This window comes from Bacillus sp. M13(2017) (assembly GCF_002218325.1).
Taxonomy (GTDB): domain Bacteria; phylum Bacillota; class Bacilli; order Bacillales; family Bacillaceae_G; genus Bacillus_A; species Bacillus_A thuringiensis_K.
In genome coordinates this window covers 281,553-297,281 of record NZ_KZ268503.1, presented here as the reverse complement: position 1 = coordinate 297,281, position 15,729 = coordinate 281,553, and the positions used below count along the sequence as shown (strand labels likewise).

The window sequence follows — 15,729 nt, the reverse complement described above, 5'->3', positions numbered from 1 at the left end:
TGGATTGAGATGGTTGATATACATGCGGTATTAGAGACGGCAATAGCAAGCCCACAAAGTTGCACTCTTGCGACTATCCTTCGAGTAGCCGGTTCATCATACCGGAAAGAAGGTTCAATGATGGTATTTGGAGAAGATGGGACAAAGGCAGGAATGCTTAGCGCGGGGTGTATTGAGGAAGAACTTTATCTTTATACTAAAGATCTAAGTAATGAAAAATGGAGCATACATGAATTTGATATGAGGGAAGAAAGTGATTTATCATGGGGAGTAGGATGCAATGGAATTATTTATATATTATTAGAAAAAGTGAATTATTTATATAAGGAGTATTTACGCAAAGTAAGAGGATATACAGAAAAAGGGCTACGTGTCTGGATGATAAAAGATTTATTAAATTCGAAGACTCTTTTTTTTAGTGAAGAAGGACATGAGTTTGGGGATTGGGAAGGAGAAATTCCAGCACTTTTTGAATTGAAAAATGGTTGGTATGAACATCTATATGTACATTGCTTCGAACCACGACCAAAATTGTTTATAATCGGTGCAGGAGAAGATGCCAAACCACTTGTCTCCTTAGCAAAAGAAACAGGATTTTTTGTTACTGTTTGTGATTGGCGAGAGGGATTATGTACACCACTACGGTTTCCAGAAGCAGATAGATGTGTTCTCGGTTTTCCAAAAGAGATTATGGCCAAGATATCTATAAAGGAACAGGATTTTATAATGATAATGACACATCATTTCAAACGGGATCAAGAACTACTTAGTCTATTGCAGAACCAACCTTGTCGTTACCTAGGTATTTTAGGGTCCCGATATCGCACCGCACGTTTGCTAGGAGGAGTCAATAAACCTAAATGGATTTTCTCTCCTGCTGGTTTATCCATTGGATCTGAGGGACCAATGGAAATAGCTATAAGCATTATGGCAGAAATGATACAAATAATGAGGATGAAAAACGATGAAAATAGTAGGAATATATCTAGCAGCAGGAAGGAGTAGAAGAACAGGTCCGGGGATACATAAGCTGTGCCTTCCAATGGGAAATACACTGCTTGGGAATATAGCATTAAATACATCACTTTCTTCCAATTTGAGTGATGTTATAATTGTTTCAAATGAACCATCTTGGTTCTTAAAGTATATACAAGTAGAAAGAGTTCATATTCTCTCTAGTAAAAAAGCATGTCTGGGTCAATCGTACTCTCTTCATTGTGGTTTAGAAAAGGCAGAAAGTATGAATGCTGATGGAGTAATAGTAATGCTTGCAGATCAACCGTTTATTACAGTTAAGCTTTTAAATTCATTAATAGATAGTTATGAGCACCTTCCACAGTTTGATTATGTAGCTGCTAGCTTTCAAGGCATACCGCAGCCGCCAATTTTATTTTCAAAGGGGATTTTTCCGAGTTTGAAAAAATTAAAAGGAGATCAAGGTGCGCGTTCCATTTTCTTTGATAAGTCTTTTCAAGGTAAGATTATTGTATATGGCGATGCTAAATTATTTTATGATGTGGATACAATAGAGGATTATAATGTAATTAAGAATTTACTACTATAAAGGGTATCATCATATATAGAAAGACATGAACGTCTAAACTCCTTGAATGTGAGACAAGAAACTCTAAACTATTTAGTCATTAATAATAAAATGTTTATATCATCTGTAAATTTAATCCAATTCTAACAGATTTAATTATTCAAGGTAATAGAGAGGGAGTTTTTCATGTTAATAATCCAATGCTTACAGCAGAAATTTTACTTTCAACGATTCACCATTGGGTAGATTCATCGTTATTCAAATGGACTCCGGAAGAACGCATTGCAAGGGGGTTATCCATTCAACCAACATTTGAACATTTATTTGGTGTTCCAAGTGGAAAATTTGATTTACAACTTTTAAGGGAAACCTTGCATGCTAAATTTAGTTATTGAATAGGCTCGTTGTAATTGATATGAATTGTGATGATCAGAGATATTGAGGAGAACAAAATGTTTATTTTACGAAGGCAACATTCTACACAGCCGTAAATGGAGAAAATTTATTTGTTAAATAAAAAACTTGCTATTAAAAATCATGATAAATATGTACGCAATTATTTATGAATTATGCTTTAATATATTTAAATTATATAACTGAAGCAATCACTTTATGAAAAATTACCCATTTTCATGTCCTTGTTGTATGTAAAAAGACATAAAAGTTTAAACTAAAATCCCATGAACAATTGTTGATAAATAGCCATTATCATAAATTTTGTAGGTACTTTCATGTCTCAATAACGGGACATGAAAGTCTAAACTTTTCGAACATAGGACAAGAAACTCTAAACTACTTAGCCAGTAATACTACAATATTCGAAAGTGAAAGATTACCTCAAAGTAGTAATCAATGGATTAATTATATTAAATCTCTGTGGGCTGCGAGAATTGCGAATGAAGCTGAGATTTAATATAAAAGTTCATATATAATAATAAAATTAATGAGGAATCCTGTATTAACAGGACTCTATTTTGATTGTTTCATTGCTAATTCTTGTAATGTACTTTATAAACTCAATAATGGGATATGATCCTAATGAAGGATACTGTGTGAAAAAGAATTGGAAAAGATTTTTGTATTTCCTATTAGTTGAAAACCCTTAATATTAATCGGACTTTATATATTCTATCTCTTTTAGAAATTTCTTATGAAATAAGCTCGGATATTCACGCCTAAAAAGCCATTTAGCTTTAGCAATAAATCGTCGATACAAAAGAGTCTTCCATATTCTAAAAAGACTTAGATACAAAATAAAAACGGGTTTAATGAGTATTTTATATTTTGTACTTCTATGGACAAAATATATTTATTATCAAATCACTTTTTATTAGTTGTATACAAAGGGTACAACTAATAGAAATATTAGATATTTAGCAAATTTACATTAGCGATAGGATAATGCTTGTTTCCCTAATGCTTCCCATGATTGAATGAAGATATCTTGGCTTACTTTGTTTTCTTTTTTCACAGTTAATGGGTCATTGATATAAATGTATTTGTCCTCCAAACCTACAATAACAACAGCATGTAAATCCAAAGGAGCTGTAATTTTTTTGTCATCATGTTTCCAAGATTCCCATCTATCTGGAAGGCGATAATCTCCTGTGGTCCATACTACTACAGGTTTACCGAGCTTAATTTGAGCTAACACAGTATTAAAAGATTTTCCTGTTAAGTTTACTGTACGATTTGGCAGATAACGTTCCATTAATTCTTGTAACGGTTGAACGTGGACAGCGTATCCCTTATTTTTTCCAGTTATATCTCCAACAAAACCTTCTTTAGGATCTCCCCATTGAATGATGTCTCCACTTTTATTTGTAGACAGTGGGGTAGGATCTTTCTTTATCTCGCTAGCTAAATCCATTTTATTAACCTTAGCGCCTGCATGGTGTAGTACCATCGCTAAACTTGTAACTTTGCATCCATATTTTAATTCTGGTTTTTGCGAAATAAGCGGCACATCTAGAATGATTTTTTTAGTGGCTGAAGTGGGAGATGGTTGTAAAGGTTTACTTTTTGGAAATGAATGTTTTGTGTTTTGAGTCAATTTGTTATCTTTATGTTTAACTTGTAATTCATTCTTTTTAAGAGAGGGTGGTTTGTCTGAACATCCCGCTAAAATTAAAGATAAGGCATACAAAGTTAGAAATCTTTTCATATCATTCACCTTTTTAATAGTACTTACTTGATACCATAATATTTTATTACTCGATATTTTTTAGAGGTGTAGAACGTTGGATAAACTCCATTTTATGCAACAAAGCAAACTAACTACGTGTAATAAAACAGAAGTCCACGCGTACCGAGTAATAATTTGTGGCTTTAAGTTACAGTTATAGTATAAGCGCGTTGAGGAAAGCTATGCAGGAATAAAAAGTATTAAAAGTTTTATTCCCAAAATGACTAATGAACCGGGTATATATCTGTCTAAAATGTTTCGTTAATCAAAATGAACTTTTTTGAACATTTTATGTTTTGTAAAGAGAGAAATGAATATTGAATCCTTTAACAAAATAGGAAGTAAGTATATTTTTTCTTTTTATACAAATTATTAAGAGTAAAATACTTATGGTATCAGTAGCTTTTATTAAGAGATTATAAATTGTTGGGGTGATTCAATACATGCCAAAGTTAGAGGTAGAGGGATGTAGTCTTTACTACATAGTAAAAGGAGAAGGGACTCCTATCATTTTTATTCACCCACCTACACTTACCTGTGAAAATTTTAAATATCAGATAGAAGAATTATCTAGAAATTTTAAAGTAATCGCTTTTGATGTTAGAGGACATGGGAACAGTCAGAGTTCAAGTCAGCCAATTACGTATTCACTAATTGCTAAAGATATGAAGAATTTACTGGATTATTTGGAAATAAAAAAGTCTTTTGTATGTGGGTATTCAACAGGAAGCTCAGTTGCCTTGGAATTTTTATTAACATATCCCGAAAATAGTTTAGGGGGAATTCTAATAGGTGGAATGTCAGAAGTGCGTCAAGGATATTTAAAAAAGAAAATTTCTCTTGGAGTCCAATTAGCGAAAGCAAGAGCAATTTCATTTTTAGCATTTGCCATTTCATGGGGGAACTCTAATACCAAAAAATTATTTAAAAAAATGTTTCGAGAAGCTCGGAAAGGTAATGCAAAAAATATCGAACAATATTATCGCTGTAGTTTGCACTATAATTGTACCAATCGCCTTAAAGACATTCATCTACCTATGTTATTGGTTTATGGACAAAATGACAAAACTTTTTATAGTCATGCAAACTTATTACATGAAGAATTACCATGTAATGAATTAAGGTTTATTACTGGTGCAAAACATCAAATACCAACAAAAGCGGCTACAGAGTTAAATCAAATGATTGAGCAGTTTGTTTGTACTCATTCTAAGGTGCCAAAAGAAATTCTTACATCATAAAGTATTATTTCAAATCTTAAAGAGGATTTTGAAAATTAAATTTGGATCACCATATTAAAAAAGAAATTTGCACGTATTAAAACAGATTAGCCGATTTCCTGTAAAACAAGGAACCGGCTATCTTCTTTTTATGGGATTGTTATGTTTTAAAGTGACAGTTATTAGTTTGGATTACTTTGTTTCTTTTGTGTGTTAGGAGTAATTTCATCTGCAAACTCCATATTTGCCAAGTTTACTTTGGATGGAATAAATGTTCTTGTTTTATTTTGAAAACCTTGGAACGTATGTTTTATAGGTCTCATCATACTTGAATTACGTGTTACAAATAATCCGAAAACTGTTCCTAATCCTAGTAAAGAAGCCCAAATCCATCCTTTATTGTTCTTCTTTTTATTTCCGAATAACTCAAACATTTGTTGAGTTATTTTTTTAGAATTGAATAATGACATCAAAAATTTAAGAATATTCATTTTTTGTCCCCCTTGTAAAATATCGTAAAAAGAAACACTCGTTTCAATTTCACATAATTTATAATGCGATATTTTATAGGGATTTATGATGCCAACTTATACTAATAATTCTTGATTTTCAAACCGGAACTTCCTAATATTACCCAAGTGTTTTTTTCTGAAATACGAGAAATAGTTTTATAAAAAAATCAAAATGGAACTGATAAGTTATGTATTATTAGATTGGAAATTTATCAATTCTTTTTCAATAGTCGGTTATGTAATGTCGAAAGGGTGAGTAACGTAAGAATCGAGCCTACTAAGGCAAGTGACATATCCCATTGTGCATCCCATATATCGCCTTGCATACCTAAAAAGTCTTTTGCTGTTGTTCCTCCCTTTGCTATTTTAAAAGCTAACCATTCGATGATTTCGTATAGTGCAGCAATAGCAAGCGAAACACTTATACAAATCGTAACTAACCAAGGACCTTCGGTAAGTTGAGTTTTCCGTAATAATATTTCTCTTATCACAATGATAAACAAGCCTTTTATCAAATGTCCAAATCGATCATAGTGATTTCGATTTAAATCAAAGACTTCTTTTATCCAATTAAAAAGAGGAACCTTTGAGTATGTGTAATGACCGCCGATGAACATTATGATGGCTAGTATTGCAATAATGATATAAGAGAGAGTAGTAAAGCGAAACTTATTGTATATTGCAATTATAATGATTAGACCGAGAATGGCAGGAATAGCTTCCGCTGCCCATGACGAGTATTTTGCAGGCTTAATAACAGACCATATAAAAACTGCAGTAACAATTAATAATAAAAATAGATGAATCATTTTACTTTTGTCCCTTATCACTTTTTTCACTCCTATTGAAAGTTTTTTTGCTTAAAGTATTTGAAAAAACACAATTTCGTATACAGATTAATTATAACCATTAACTTTATTTTCCAATTCAAGATAGACTTACAGGTATCTAAGAATCCTAGTTTTTCGATAATTAGATTTAATTCTAATTGGATGTATAGGAAAAAAATACTGAAAAAACTTCAGCATATTCTTTTTTTTAAAGTAGATGATAATAGCATAAATATTTAACTGAAAGGAGCAATAATCTCGTGAAGAAAAGAAAATATTTACTTGCTTTTATGTCTACTGTTTTATCTGTAGGTTTGTTATGTGGTTGCAATGGCGTTGATGAAGATGAGCCAGATCCGACGGAAGAACCTTCCGAAGAAATTCGCGAAAACAATAATCAATAATAGCCTAATATAGGAGTTATCAGTAACATACTGTTATCAAACAGCCTAATTGGACTAGGGCAATATGAAGAGTGATTAAATGGAATAAAACAAGCAAAAAAACACCTCTTACTATCGTATTTAATTAAATACGATAGTAAGAGGTGTTTTAGTTATAAATAGTAGCATTTCAAAACTCGTGTACTTTTTGTTCTTTCTAACGATCATCATGCTACCATGCTATTTGATTATAAGTGTCTTGATTGGACAACAAAAATTTTAATATAGAACGTTACATACCTTTCATTATTTAAAGATGCTTGCTCATACGTAATTTTCAGAATATGTATAATATTCTTTGGCCATGTCGATAATGGATATGGAATGAAAGGATGATAAGCATGAAGTGGCTTGTAATTGGAATCGGGGTTCTGTTATTGATTATTTTGTTTATATTGTTTTTGAAAATATCTTTGAAAGTTACTTTCTTATATACAGAAATAGAAAAACAATGTTTACTACAAGTTAAAATATGGAAAATTAAATATACGTTTGATGTATTAGAAAGAATAGAAAAGCAGCAAAAAAAGACTGGACAAAAAATTGAAAAGGCAGAAGAAGAGGGCGGTATTGAAAATAAAGTAATGGCACAGATTGATAGTATGGGAGAGATAGTAAAAAAGTTGCAAGAGATTCATTCTGTACTTAAAAAAAATCTAAAAAAAGTTAAAATCAATCAATGGAGATGGCATTCACAAATTGGAACAGGGGACGCAGCTAGTACCGGAATCATAACAGGGTTTGCGTGGTCAATAAAAGGAATGGTTGTCGGAGTTGCTGGAGAATATATGCACATTATTGATATACCAGAGCTTGAAATTACACCTGTATTTCAAGGGAGAGGTTTTGCATCTAGGTGTGAATTAACAGCGTCATTTCATATTTATCGTTCAATAATAACTGTATTTATGTTACTTATATTCATGAAAAAACAACAATCTGTTAGTACAGAGAAATCTGTTCAAACATAAAGTACTTTGAATTATTTTATGTTTCATTTCAAGGAAGTGAAACAAGCATTTTATAGGGAGATATAAAAGATTTGATTTTAGGAATTCCTCAGGAGGTAAATTAATTAGTCGAATTAATCTTAATTTTGATGTCTCTACTATTACTCATTGAATTGAAATTTATACAATGGTACTACCTGATTCGGAATTAATTTTAAACGAAACGTATAGTCTTTTAACGGGAAGCTATCAAAATAAGACAATGAATCTGTTTGCAGTATCTTTATAACACTAGTTGTTACAGAAAAAGTAAAGTAAAGTTAACTTAACTTATAATAACATCGTTTATGGTGTATTAGAGTTAAAAGAAAAATACGTACCAAATAAAATTGAAGAAGTAAAAAAGGCGTTTCAAACAACAGATTCTCAACACCGTGGAGTAAAAATAACGTATACCTGAAAAGATTGCTTCATTAATAAAAATCCCTCCGAAAAATAAAAGCTTTAGGTAATTCTACAAAGCGCTCTTATAAACAAGGGAAGAATTTAAAAATGAAAATTGGAATACGATTATAGGATTTCAAACAAGAAACTCAGCTCATAGAGCACATGAGTATATTCAAAAAACTGCACTTGAAATAGTTGATGAATCAAATTCAGATGATATTCAGTAGAAATTAGAATGAAAAGCTAAGAGGTTATATAGATTTATTGCAATTGTCCGGAAGCTTTTGCATCATACTTGTAATAGTCTCCAAAGATTTACAGATAGGATAATCTATTTATTAATATTGGATTATTTTTCCGTTGATGTTTGCGCAAGACATATGTATAATTTAAATCGTAATCATTACGATTTAAATGGAGGTTTTATAATGAAAATTGCATTTACAAAGAAGGTAGGTATATTAACTATTAGTTCAATGTTAGTATTAGTAGGCTGTCAGACTTCAAGTTCATCTAAAAAGCAAGAGCAAACATCTGAAAGTCATACACACGAAAATGAACACGATCACAGTCATGATCATAATCATGCTCATGATGAAGAAACAGAAAAAATTTATGAAGGGTATTTCGAAGACAACCAAGTGAAGGATCGATCACTCTCCGATTGGAAAGGAGACTGGCAATCTGTATATCCATATTTACAAGATGGAACGCTTGATGAGGTATTTGCTTATAAAGCGAAACATAAAGGTAAAATGACAGCTAAAGAATATAAGGATTATTATAATGAAGGGTATCAAACAGATGTTAACCGTATTGTGATTCAAGGCAATACTGTAACATTCTACAAAAACAAAGAGGGAAATTCTGGTGAGTATATCTATGATGGGTACGAAATTCTGACATATGATGCAGGGAATAGAGGTGTAAGATACATATTTAAACTAGCAGAAAAAACAGAAGGAGTTCCTCAGTATATTCAATTTAGTGATCATGGTATTTATCCGAATAAAGCTGGTCACTACCACTTGTATTGGGGTGACAATCGTGAAGCTTTATTGGATGAAGTCATACACTGGCCTACCTACTACCCATCGGATATGGATGGACATGATATTGCCCACGAGATGATGGAGCATTAAATTAGGAGCCACGATGATTATTTCTTTGACAAATATGTAAGATTCAAAGGTTATCAGTCTAGAATAGCATTGTTTAATACTCAAAAGTTAACTATAAAAAATACTCTTTTATAATAACAAGTGATTTATACATGCTCTTGGTAGATATTTTAGTAAATGTACTAAATCAAATAAATTGAGAAAAAGTAATCCTACACTTCGGTAAACGGGCTTGTAAAGATACGGTTGCAATAGAATTGTTCGTGGGAGTAGGGTATTCATCTAACGTGAAATCAACTGAACTAAAAGCAGAAGAAATTCGTTTAATTACTAATATCAACTAGAAAATGAAACAAGTGGTAAACCGTTTATACGTATAATGCATCTAATCCCTAAAAATTCATATTTTTGGGGATTTTTCTTTAAATAAATTATATTCTTTCGAATTTATTTATTTGGTTTAACATTAGGTTAAATGGATATTATATAGATCTAAAAAATTTTAGTTTAGACTTTCTTGTCCCAACTAAGTTCCCCAAATGATAGTTTAGACTTTCTTGTCTAATTAGTTTAGAGTTTCTTGTCTTTGTACAATAAGAGGCGATAGAGACATGTTCGATTACATACATACCATTCATTTTCGCGTTAAATCCTTGTTTAACGAATAACTCTGTTATGTGAATAGAAAACAATAAATTATATACTTCAAAAATATTAGATGCTTAAACATCTATTCTCATGAAATCGAAAATATAAAAAGGAAAATGTGTGAAACTAATTATGTAAATCGCGTTCTTATGCAATTTACTAGAAGTAAACTATTTCATCTGTTGATATAGTCTTGAATTAAAAAATTTATAAAAAAACGTTATCCTTTCCAACATATTGAGAAAGGATAACGTTTTTTTATTTAATGGTATTAAAATTTATTAGGGTGAGGAATGGGCAGGAGATTCTTTTAGTGACCTTTAGATAATTTGAGACATTTATTGTAAGTGAAAATCTAGAGTATGTATTTAAAAATATGTTGCACTTATTACTTAATGTTGCTATTTTCTACGAACTCAGAGAAATTATGAAGAAACTTTAGAATAAATTGCAATTCACCTGCATTTTTTTGATGTAATAGAGAAGTAATGATACTAAGAGATTCCTCTCGTTGAGGATTATCGATTAAATTGATATTACCAAAATTTAGAATTTCATCTGGTGAAACCTCTAGACCAATAGCAATTTTTTGCAGAGTAAGCATGGAAATGTTCCTTTCTCCACGTTCAACTCCACCAATATAAGCTTGTTGCAGATTGATTTGTTCAGCCAATTCTTCTTGCGTTAATCCTCTTTTTTTTCGTAAAAAGCGGATGTTTTCCCCAACTAATTTTAAGAAATCAGACAAGTGTATCACCTCTCTATCAGATTAGAGAAGTGTACAAATGAATGTAAGAACACTATAGTGCTTAAAAAATAATTTATAGAACTTATAAGTATTATTTATATATTGAATCGTTTAGTTTATATGGGGAATGAAAATATAAAATAAATAGTACTATAGCCCATTATGTTTAGTTAGTAGAGAATCTGATTGTTTTTAATAAAAGATGATTCATGTAATTATTGTATTACCGTATTAAGCCATACCATACCAAACACCACCGAACCGAACCCAGCCGGGGGGTACCATGCCAAGCCCAACCTGATTAAATGACCTATCTCTTCAGCAACAGGGAGGTCATCTCCTATTGAACAGTTTAAACTGTTTCGACACAATCATGATTTTTTGAGAATGTTCGTGTAACGTGAAATTTGCAGTAATTGTATTTAAATAATTGCTTTATAAACAATTCAGTAAATTATTTCAGTTTAAATCCGTATCAAATCGTACCATACATCTAGTTTTTCTTTATAAAATACACTAACCAAACTATATTTGAATTCATATATTGTTATTATTTCATCAAGAAATATAAAAAATTCTGTTCTACCTTTTCAAAAGTGATTCTTCTTCCCAAACATATTGACGCCAATCTGCTGTTATAACTCCATCTTTTAAAGCTTTTGCAATCATACCGCGATGAAAGTGATCTGCACGTAGAACATGACATTTTCTACAAAGTGTACGTAAATTTTGAAGTCTATTGTCTCCACGTAGCCCACTGATTATATGATCTATATGACAATCATTTAATAGAACTATCTTTTTGCAACGTATACATTTTCTATTATCCCTGTTCCATACAATAGGTCTTATGTTTATCCTCCAAGTTTCATAGGGGGTTCTTTTCTTAGGCATGTGTTTTTTGCTGGATGATGTTAAAATCAGTGACATGGAATCGACCAAATCCAACCTTTCTTGCATCTCCTAATCCAGCGTACGCACCAGCATCTTGGCAAATAGCTCTCATTTGTTCACGGCTAATTAAGGTTCCCTCCCATATTATACTGAATTCTGTTTCCCAACCGGATGAAATAGCTAGACGATAACGTATATTTTTTACTCCTCTTCTTGAAACAGGGCGTACATCAATATATACATCTCTTTTATCATCCCTTGTTATTTTATTAATAGGGGGAAGAAACCGGTTAATAAATATCTTATTATTTAGTACCTGGAGGGTTGAAGACACTTCCGGTTCTAAAGTTCCTCTTCCTTTAGATGTAAACTTTCCTCCTGCACGTAAACAAGAGAAAATATAAATAGGATCCAAGTAAAGTTGACCTTGTGGGGTAGCTTGAAAAGTTTTTTTCCATTCTTCAGGATTGTTTCCTGGTACGCCACACTTTTCTTGTTTCGTTATAGGAATTGCTTCTTCAGTAAATCGATTAAATAAGAGTGGTCTAGTTCCTGAAATTTTTACATTAGCACAAATTATTGACATTTAAGTTCCCTCCTGAAATAAAACTTATAAGTATTTATTGACATTTTTTGATACTTTTAAACACAGGTATGGATTTTAAGCTTAAAATAATTAATAGCAAGAAAACAAATCAATTACTTAAACTCTCAAAAAAGCATCTTGTGAATAGCAGTTGAATTTAATGTTGTGTTTGAAATATGTAGTGCTTTTAGGAACCTAAGAGGATTCAATTAAAAGAATTTTGTAATTAGATGCATGAAAGAGACAATAAATTCAGCTGGAAGATGTAATTAATCTTCCAGTATTTATTATGTATATAAAAAAGTGTCCGATTAAAATAGGGGAATTCTATCACGAAAACAAATTACTGTACTTAATTATCATCATTTTTCATTCAGGTAAGTGTCCAATTTAATACCTAAGTGAAACTCAATGTTTTACTAGATTTGTTTGGGTGGACATATTCTAAAGTAGTATAAGTTGCGGGTTATTAGTTCAGGAATTATTGGTTTTTCAATGGGGCTTATTCAAAGAAGAGTTGGTTTTAGTGTGAAAAACGGGTCGTTTAACAAGGGGGATATTTCTTATTTAGCAATTACTGGGCTAGTTGGTATTGTCATTGCTATTATATTTGCTGGGGCATTCGATATTATTGTGATGGGAGAACCATTTGACAAAATTGTTATACAAGTATTAGGCGCAACAATTTCCGATGTCATCGTTTTCTTAGTACTTGGATTGCCACTTACAATTGGTTTGGCGAAATCCAATAAGAAACATACACATTTAAAAATTGAAAAGTAGGGATGTTAACATGCAACCAATTATTTCGTTTGAACAATTCACCTTTCAATATTGGCATGCTGCGCAGCCTACTTTAAGTGATATTACCTTTCATATATACCCTGGGGAAAAAGTGCTAATTGCTGGACGAAGTGGTTCAGGCAAGTCGACATTAGCTCATTGTATAAATGGGCTAATCCCATTTTCTTACGAAGGGACTAGTACAGGTAACGTTTTAATTGCCGGTAAAGACCCGAGGGAAGGAAGTATTTTTGAACAAAGTAAACAGGTAGGAACAATTTTGCAAGATCAAGATGCCAATTTATTGGTCTGACAGTAGAAGAAGATGTAGCTTTTTATTTAGAAAATGAATGTGTAAAGCAAGATGATATGAAAAAGATTGTTTCGGACTCATTAAGAAAGGTGAAGATGCATACGTTTCATAAACAAAGTCCACATGAATTATCAGGAGGTCAAAAGCAAACAGTTTCCCTTGCTGGTTTATTAACAACAAATGCGGATATATTATTGTTCGATGAACCGTTAGCAAACTTAGATCCACTAAGCGCCATACATACGATAGAACTTATGAAAGATATACATGAACAATATAATAAAACGATTGTTATTATCGAACATAGGATAGAAGAAATTTTAAAACTGGATTTAGACAAAGTTATATTAATTGATGAAGGTAAAGTCATTGCGATAGGAACACCAAAAGAAATCTTAGCGTCAAATATATTACCACGTATCGGCTTAAGAGAGCCTATTTACATCGAAGCATTAAAGAGATTACATTTTGATAGTAATAATGACGTAATATATCCAATGGAAAACCTTCAAAAAGAAAAGGTAAGCAACGTTATAAAAGAGTGGATGGAGAAACAAGTCATATTAAAAGGGAATACTAAAAACAAGGAATTACTTAAAGTGGAGAATTTATCATTTTCATACTCTAATAAACAAAAAGTATTAGAAAATGTAAACCTTTCAATATATGAAGGAGAAATTGTGGCACTGTTAGGACATAATGGAGCAGGGAAATCAACATTAGCTCATAGTCTTATAGGCATAAACAAAATGAAAAATGGGAAAATCTTGTTAAAAGGTGAAGATATTAGTTCTTGGTCTATTCGTAAACGTGGGGAAATCATATCTTACGTGATGCAAAATCCAAATCATATGATTACACAGCCTACTGTTTTTGAAGAAGTTTCATTTACATTAACATTACATAATTTTTCTAAGGAAGAAATTAAGAATAGAGTAGAAGGAACTTTAAAAATTTGTGGTTTATATCCATTTCGTAATTGGCCAATTCAAGCACTAAGCTATGGGCAAAAAAAGAGATTAACAATCGCATCTGTATTAACAACAAATCCTAAACTTATCATATTAGATGAACCGACAGCGGGACAAGATTATTATCACTATAAACAATTTATGTCTTTTATTAAAAACCTAGCTAAAAAGGGTATTTCATTTGTTTTTATCACTCATGATATGAATCTCGTACTAGAATATGCAGACCGTGCAGTAGTTCTACATGAAGGGAAAATTATTGCGGATAATACAGTGTTTGATGTATTAGGCGATCAAGAAACGTTACAAAGAGCCAACTTAAGAGAGAGTTCTTTAACCAAGCTTGTTAAATTTAGTGGGATTGCATGTCCAGAAAAATTTATGGAGCTTTATTTAGACAGTAATAGGAGGGAGGAAGGTGCATAGTACATATTTTCATCGTATGGATGGGGTAGTGAAATTGTTTTTATTTATTTTTTGTATGACGCTTACTTTTTTGTTTTTTGATTTTCGGGTGTTGCTAATATTATTTATTATTGGGTGTATCGGGCTCAGCATTGCTAAAATTCCATTTCGTAAAATTTTAATTGTTTTTAGTGTCATATTTACATTTAGTTTATTAAACTCTGTCATGATTTTATTGATTACACCAACTCATGGATCTGAATTAACTGAATCATATACCGTGTTTTTACATGTTGGATATGCAACGATTACATATGAAACATTATTTTATGCAGCTACACTTTCATTAAAGTATTTTACGTTATTACCATTTACACTTCTTTTTATTTACACGACAGATCCAAGTGAATTTGTAAGTAACTTAAGTAAACTGGGTATTCATTATAAGATTACTTATGCAATAAATATTGCACTACGTTATATTCCTGACATCCAGTCTGAGTATAAAATTATTAAACACGCGCAAGAAGCGAGAGGAGTGGCTTTTGAAAAAGGAGAAGCAAGTTTATGGGTTCGTATGAAGAACCGTGTTTTAATTTTCTGGCCACTAATCATTCATTCTCTAGAAAGAATAGATACGGTTTCAAATGCAATGGATTTAAGAGGATTTGGAAAGAAGGATAAACGTACATGGTTTTATACAAGTAAGGCGAAACGTGAAGATTTCATCGCTTTATTTGCCGGTATTTTCATATTTATTGTTGCGGTATATTTAAAATTAAACGTATTTCAAAACTTTTGGTATCCATTTTAAAGCACTCTTTAAACGAGTGCTTTTACTTATTTTTATGTAGACATGCTCAAAAAAGGGATATACACATAATGTATAATACGAACCAGTTAAAATGATCAACTACCTATTAGTTTTCAAACCAAAAGGAGGAGAAAATATGAGTTACGGTGGTTCTTGTGGTTTTGGTGGAGGTTTCGCTTTATTAGTTGTGTTATTCATTCTATTAATAATTGTAGGATGCAGCTGCTGGGGCGGAGGATACTAATTTTTAATTAGTCTTCACAAATGTAAACTAAAAAAACATTGAAGATACTTATGTATCGAAACAAATAAAAAA

The 15,729-nt window shown here is 31.5% G+C and carries 15 protein-coding genes and 4 pseudogenes; 13 read left to right on the top strand and 6 right to left on the bottom strand.

Features of this window, described 5'->3' with window-relative positions; translation table 11 throughout:
• Nucleotides 1-9 precede the first annotated feature (9 nt).
• From CGQ22_RS13310 to CGQ22_RS13300, 3 genes are all read left to right on the top strand, one after another.
• Nucleotides 10-1,005: an XdhC family protein gene (locus tag CGQ22_RS13310; RefSeq protein ID WP_089148809.1), complete on the top strand. Its 996-nt coding sequence runs from the start codon at nucleotides 10-12 to the stop codon at nucleotides 1,003-1,005.
• The gene (pucB, locus tag CGQ22_RS13305; RefSeq protein WP_089148808.1) at nucleotides 965-1,564 is read left to right on the top strand and encodes a xanthine dehydrogenase accessory protein PucB; all 600 of its coding nucleotides are present in this window, start codon (nucleotides 965-967) and stop codon (nucleotides 1,562-1,564) included. The genes CGQ22_RS13310 and pucB overlap by 41 nt, the downstream gene beginning before the upstream one ends.
• 98 nt (nucleotides 1,565-1,662) lie before the next feature.
• The gene (locus CGQ22_RS13300) at nucleotides 1,663-1,938 is read left to right on the top strand and encodes a hypothetical protein (protein ID WP_347361461.1); all 276 of its coding nucleotides are present in this window, start codon (nucleotides 1,663-1,665) and stop codon (nucleotides 1,936-1,938) included.
• A gap of 992 nt (nucleotides 1,939-2,930) precedes the next feature.
• Here CGQ22_RS13300 and CGQ22_RS13295 read toward each other — a convergent pair.
• On the bottom strand, nucleotides 2,931-3,707 hold the full coding sequence (locus tag CGQ22_RS13295; RefSeq protein WP_089148806.1) for a C39 family peptidase: 777 nt from the start codon (nucleotides 3,705-3,707) through the stop codon (nucleotides 2,931-2,933).
• Between the two features lie 464 nt (nucleotides 3,708-4,171).
• On the opposite strand from CGQ22_RS13295, the gene CGQ22_RS13290 reads away from it, so the two are divergent.
• The gene (locus tag CGQ22_RS13290) at nucleotides 4,172-4,969 is read left to right on the top strand and encodes an alpha/beta fold hydrolase (RefSeq protein ID WP_089148805.1); all 798 of its coding nucleotides are present in this window, start codon (nucleotides 4,172-4,174) and stop codon (nucleotides 4,967-4,969) included.
• Between the two features lie 161 nt (nucleotides 4,970-5,130).
• On the opposite strand, the gene CGQ22_RS13285 is transcribed toward CGQ22_RS13290, so the two are convergent.
• Complete coding sequence (locus CGQ22_RS13285) at nucleotides 5,131-5,439, bottom strand: hypothetical protein (RefSeq protein WP_089148804.1); 309 nt, start codon at nucleotides 5,437-5,439, stop codon at nucleotides 5,131-5,133.
• A gap of 233 nt (nucleotides 5,440-5,672) precedes the next feature.
• Nucleotides 5,673-6,290 (bottom strand): DUF2238 domain-containing protein, encoded by a 618-nt coding sequence (locus tag CGQ22_RS13280; RefSeq protein WP_139032757.1) that lies wholly within the window; start codon nucleotides 6,288-6,290, stop codon nucleotides 5,673-5,675.
• A gap of 260 nt (nucleotides 6,291-6,550) precedes the next feature.
• On the opposite strand from CGQ22_RS13280, the gene CGQ22_RS31965 reads away from it, so the two are divergent.
• The 5 genes and pseudogenes from CGQ22_RS31965 to CGQ22_RS13260 all read left to right on the top strand — a co-directional run bounded on the left by CGQ22_RS31965 (nucleotide 6,551) and on the right by CGQ22_RS13260 (nucleotide 9,272).
• A complete protein-coding gene (locus CGQ22_RS31965; protein ID WP_000746489.1) occupies nucleotides 6,551-6,694 on the top strand; it encodes a hypothetical protein in 144 nt (47 codons plus the stop codon).
• Between the two features lie 371 nt (nucleotides 6,695-7,065).
• The gene (locus CGQ22_RS13275) at nucleotides 7,066-7,704 is read left to right on the top strand and encodes a DUF2953 domain-containing protein (protein ID WP_089148802.1); all 639 of its coding nucleotides are present in this window, start codon (nucleotides 7,066-7,068) and stop codon (nucleotides 7,702-7,704) included.
• 307 nt (nucleotides 7,705-8,011) lie between these two features.
• A pseudogene (gene sat / locus CGQ22_RS32915) lies at nucleotides 8,012-8,143 on the top strand (sulfate adenylyltransferase); the annotation flags it as partial.
• 85 nt (nucleotides 8,144-8,228) lie between these two features.
• A pseudogene (gene sat / locus CGQ22_RS32910) lies at nucleotides 8,229-8,357 on the top strand (sulfate adenylyltransferase); the annotation flags it as partial.
• A 201-nt stretch (nucleotides 8,358-8,558) separates the two neighbouring features.
• Nucleotides 8,559-9,272, top strand: a complete 714-nt coding sequence (locus tag CGQ22_RS13260; protein WP_089148801.1) for a ZinT family metal-binding protein — start codon at nucleotides 8,559-8,561, stop codon at nucleotides 9,270-9,272.
• 1,015 nt (nucleotides 9,273-10,287) lie between these two features.
• On the opposite strand, the gene CGQ22_RS13250 is transcribed toward CGQ22_RS13260, so the two are convergent.
• From CGQ22_RS13250 to CGQ22_RS13240, 3 genes are all read right to left on the bottom strand, one after another.
• Entirely contained in the window at nucleotides 10,288-10,647 is a 360-nt protein-coding gene (locus CGQ22_RS13250; protein WP_089148800.1) for a helix-turn-helix domain-containing protein, read from the bottom strand.
• A gap of 582 nt (nucleotides 10,648-11,229) precedes the next feature.
• Nucleotides 11,230-11,541 (bottom strand): HNH endonuclease, encoded by a 312-nt coding sequence (locus tag CGQ22_RS13245; protein ID WP_089148848.1) that lies wholly within the window; start codon nucleotides 11,539-11,541, stop codon nucleotides 11,230-11,232.
• Nucleotides 11,534-12,127, bottom strand: a complete 594-nt coding sequence (locus tag CGQ22_RS13240; RefSeq protein ID WP_089148799.1) for a hypothetical protein — start codon at nucleotides 12,125-12,127, stop codon at nucleotides 11,534-11,536. The genes CGQ22_RS13245 and CGQ22_RS13240 overlap by 8 nt, the downstream gene beginning before the upstream one ends.
• Before the next feature lie 465 nt (nucleotides 12,128-12,592).
• On the opposite strand from CGQ22_RS13240, the pseudogene CGQ22_RS13235 reads away from it, so the two are divergent.
• The 4 genes and pseudogenes from CGQ22_RS13235 to CGQ22_RS13220 all read left to right on the top strand — a co-directional run.
• Nucleotides 12,593-12,910, top strand: a pseudogene (locus CGQ22_RS13235) (ECF transporter S component); the annotation flags it as partial.
• A 10-nt stretch (nucleotides 12,911-12,920) separates the two neighbouring features.
• Nucleotides 12,921-14,620, top strand: a pseudogene (locus tag CGQ22_RS13230) (ABC transporter ATP-binding protein).
• On the top strand, nucleotides 14,613-15,413 hold the full coding sequence (locus CGQ22_RS13225; protein ID WP_000556378.1) for an energy-coupling factor transporter transmembrane component T family protein: 801 nt from the start codon (nucleotides 14,613-14,615) through the stop codon (nucleotides 15,411-15,413). The pseudogene CGQ22_RS13230 and the gene CGQ22_RS13225 overlap by 8 nt, the downstream one beginning before the upstream one ends.
• Before the next feature lie 136 nt (nucleotides 15,414-15,549).
• Nucleotides 15,550-15,657, top strand: coding sequence for a YjcZ family sporulation protein (locus tag CGQ22_RS13220; protein WP_000120182.1), 108 nt, complete (start codon nucleotides 15,550-15,552; stop codon nucleotides 15,655-15,657).
• Nucleotides 15,658-15,729: the final 72 nt, after the last annotated feature.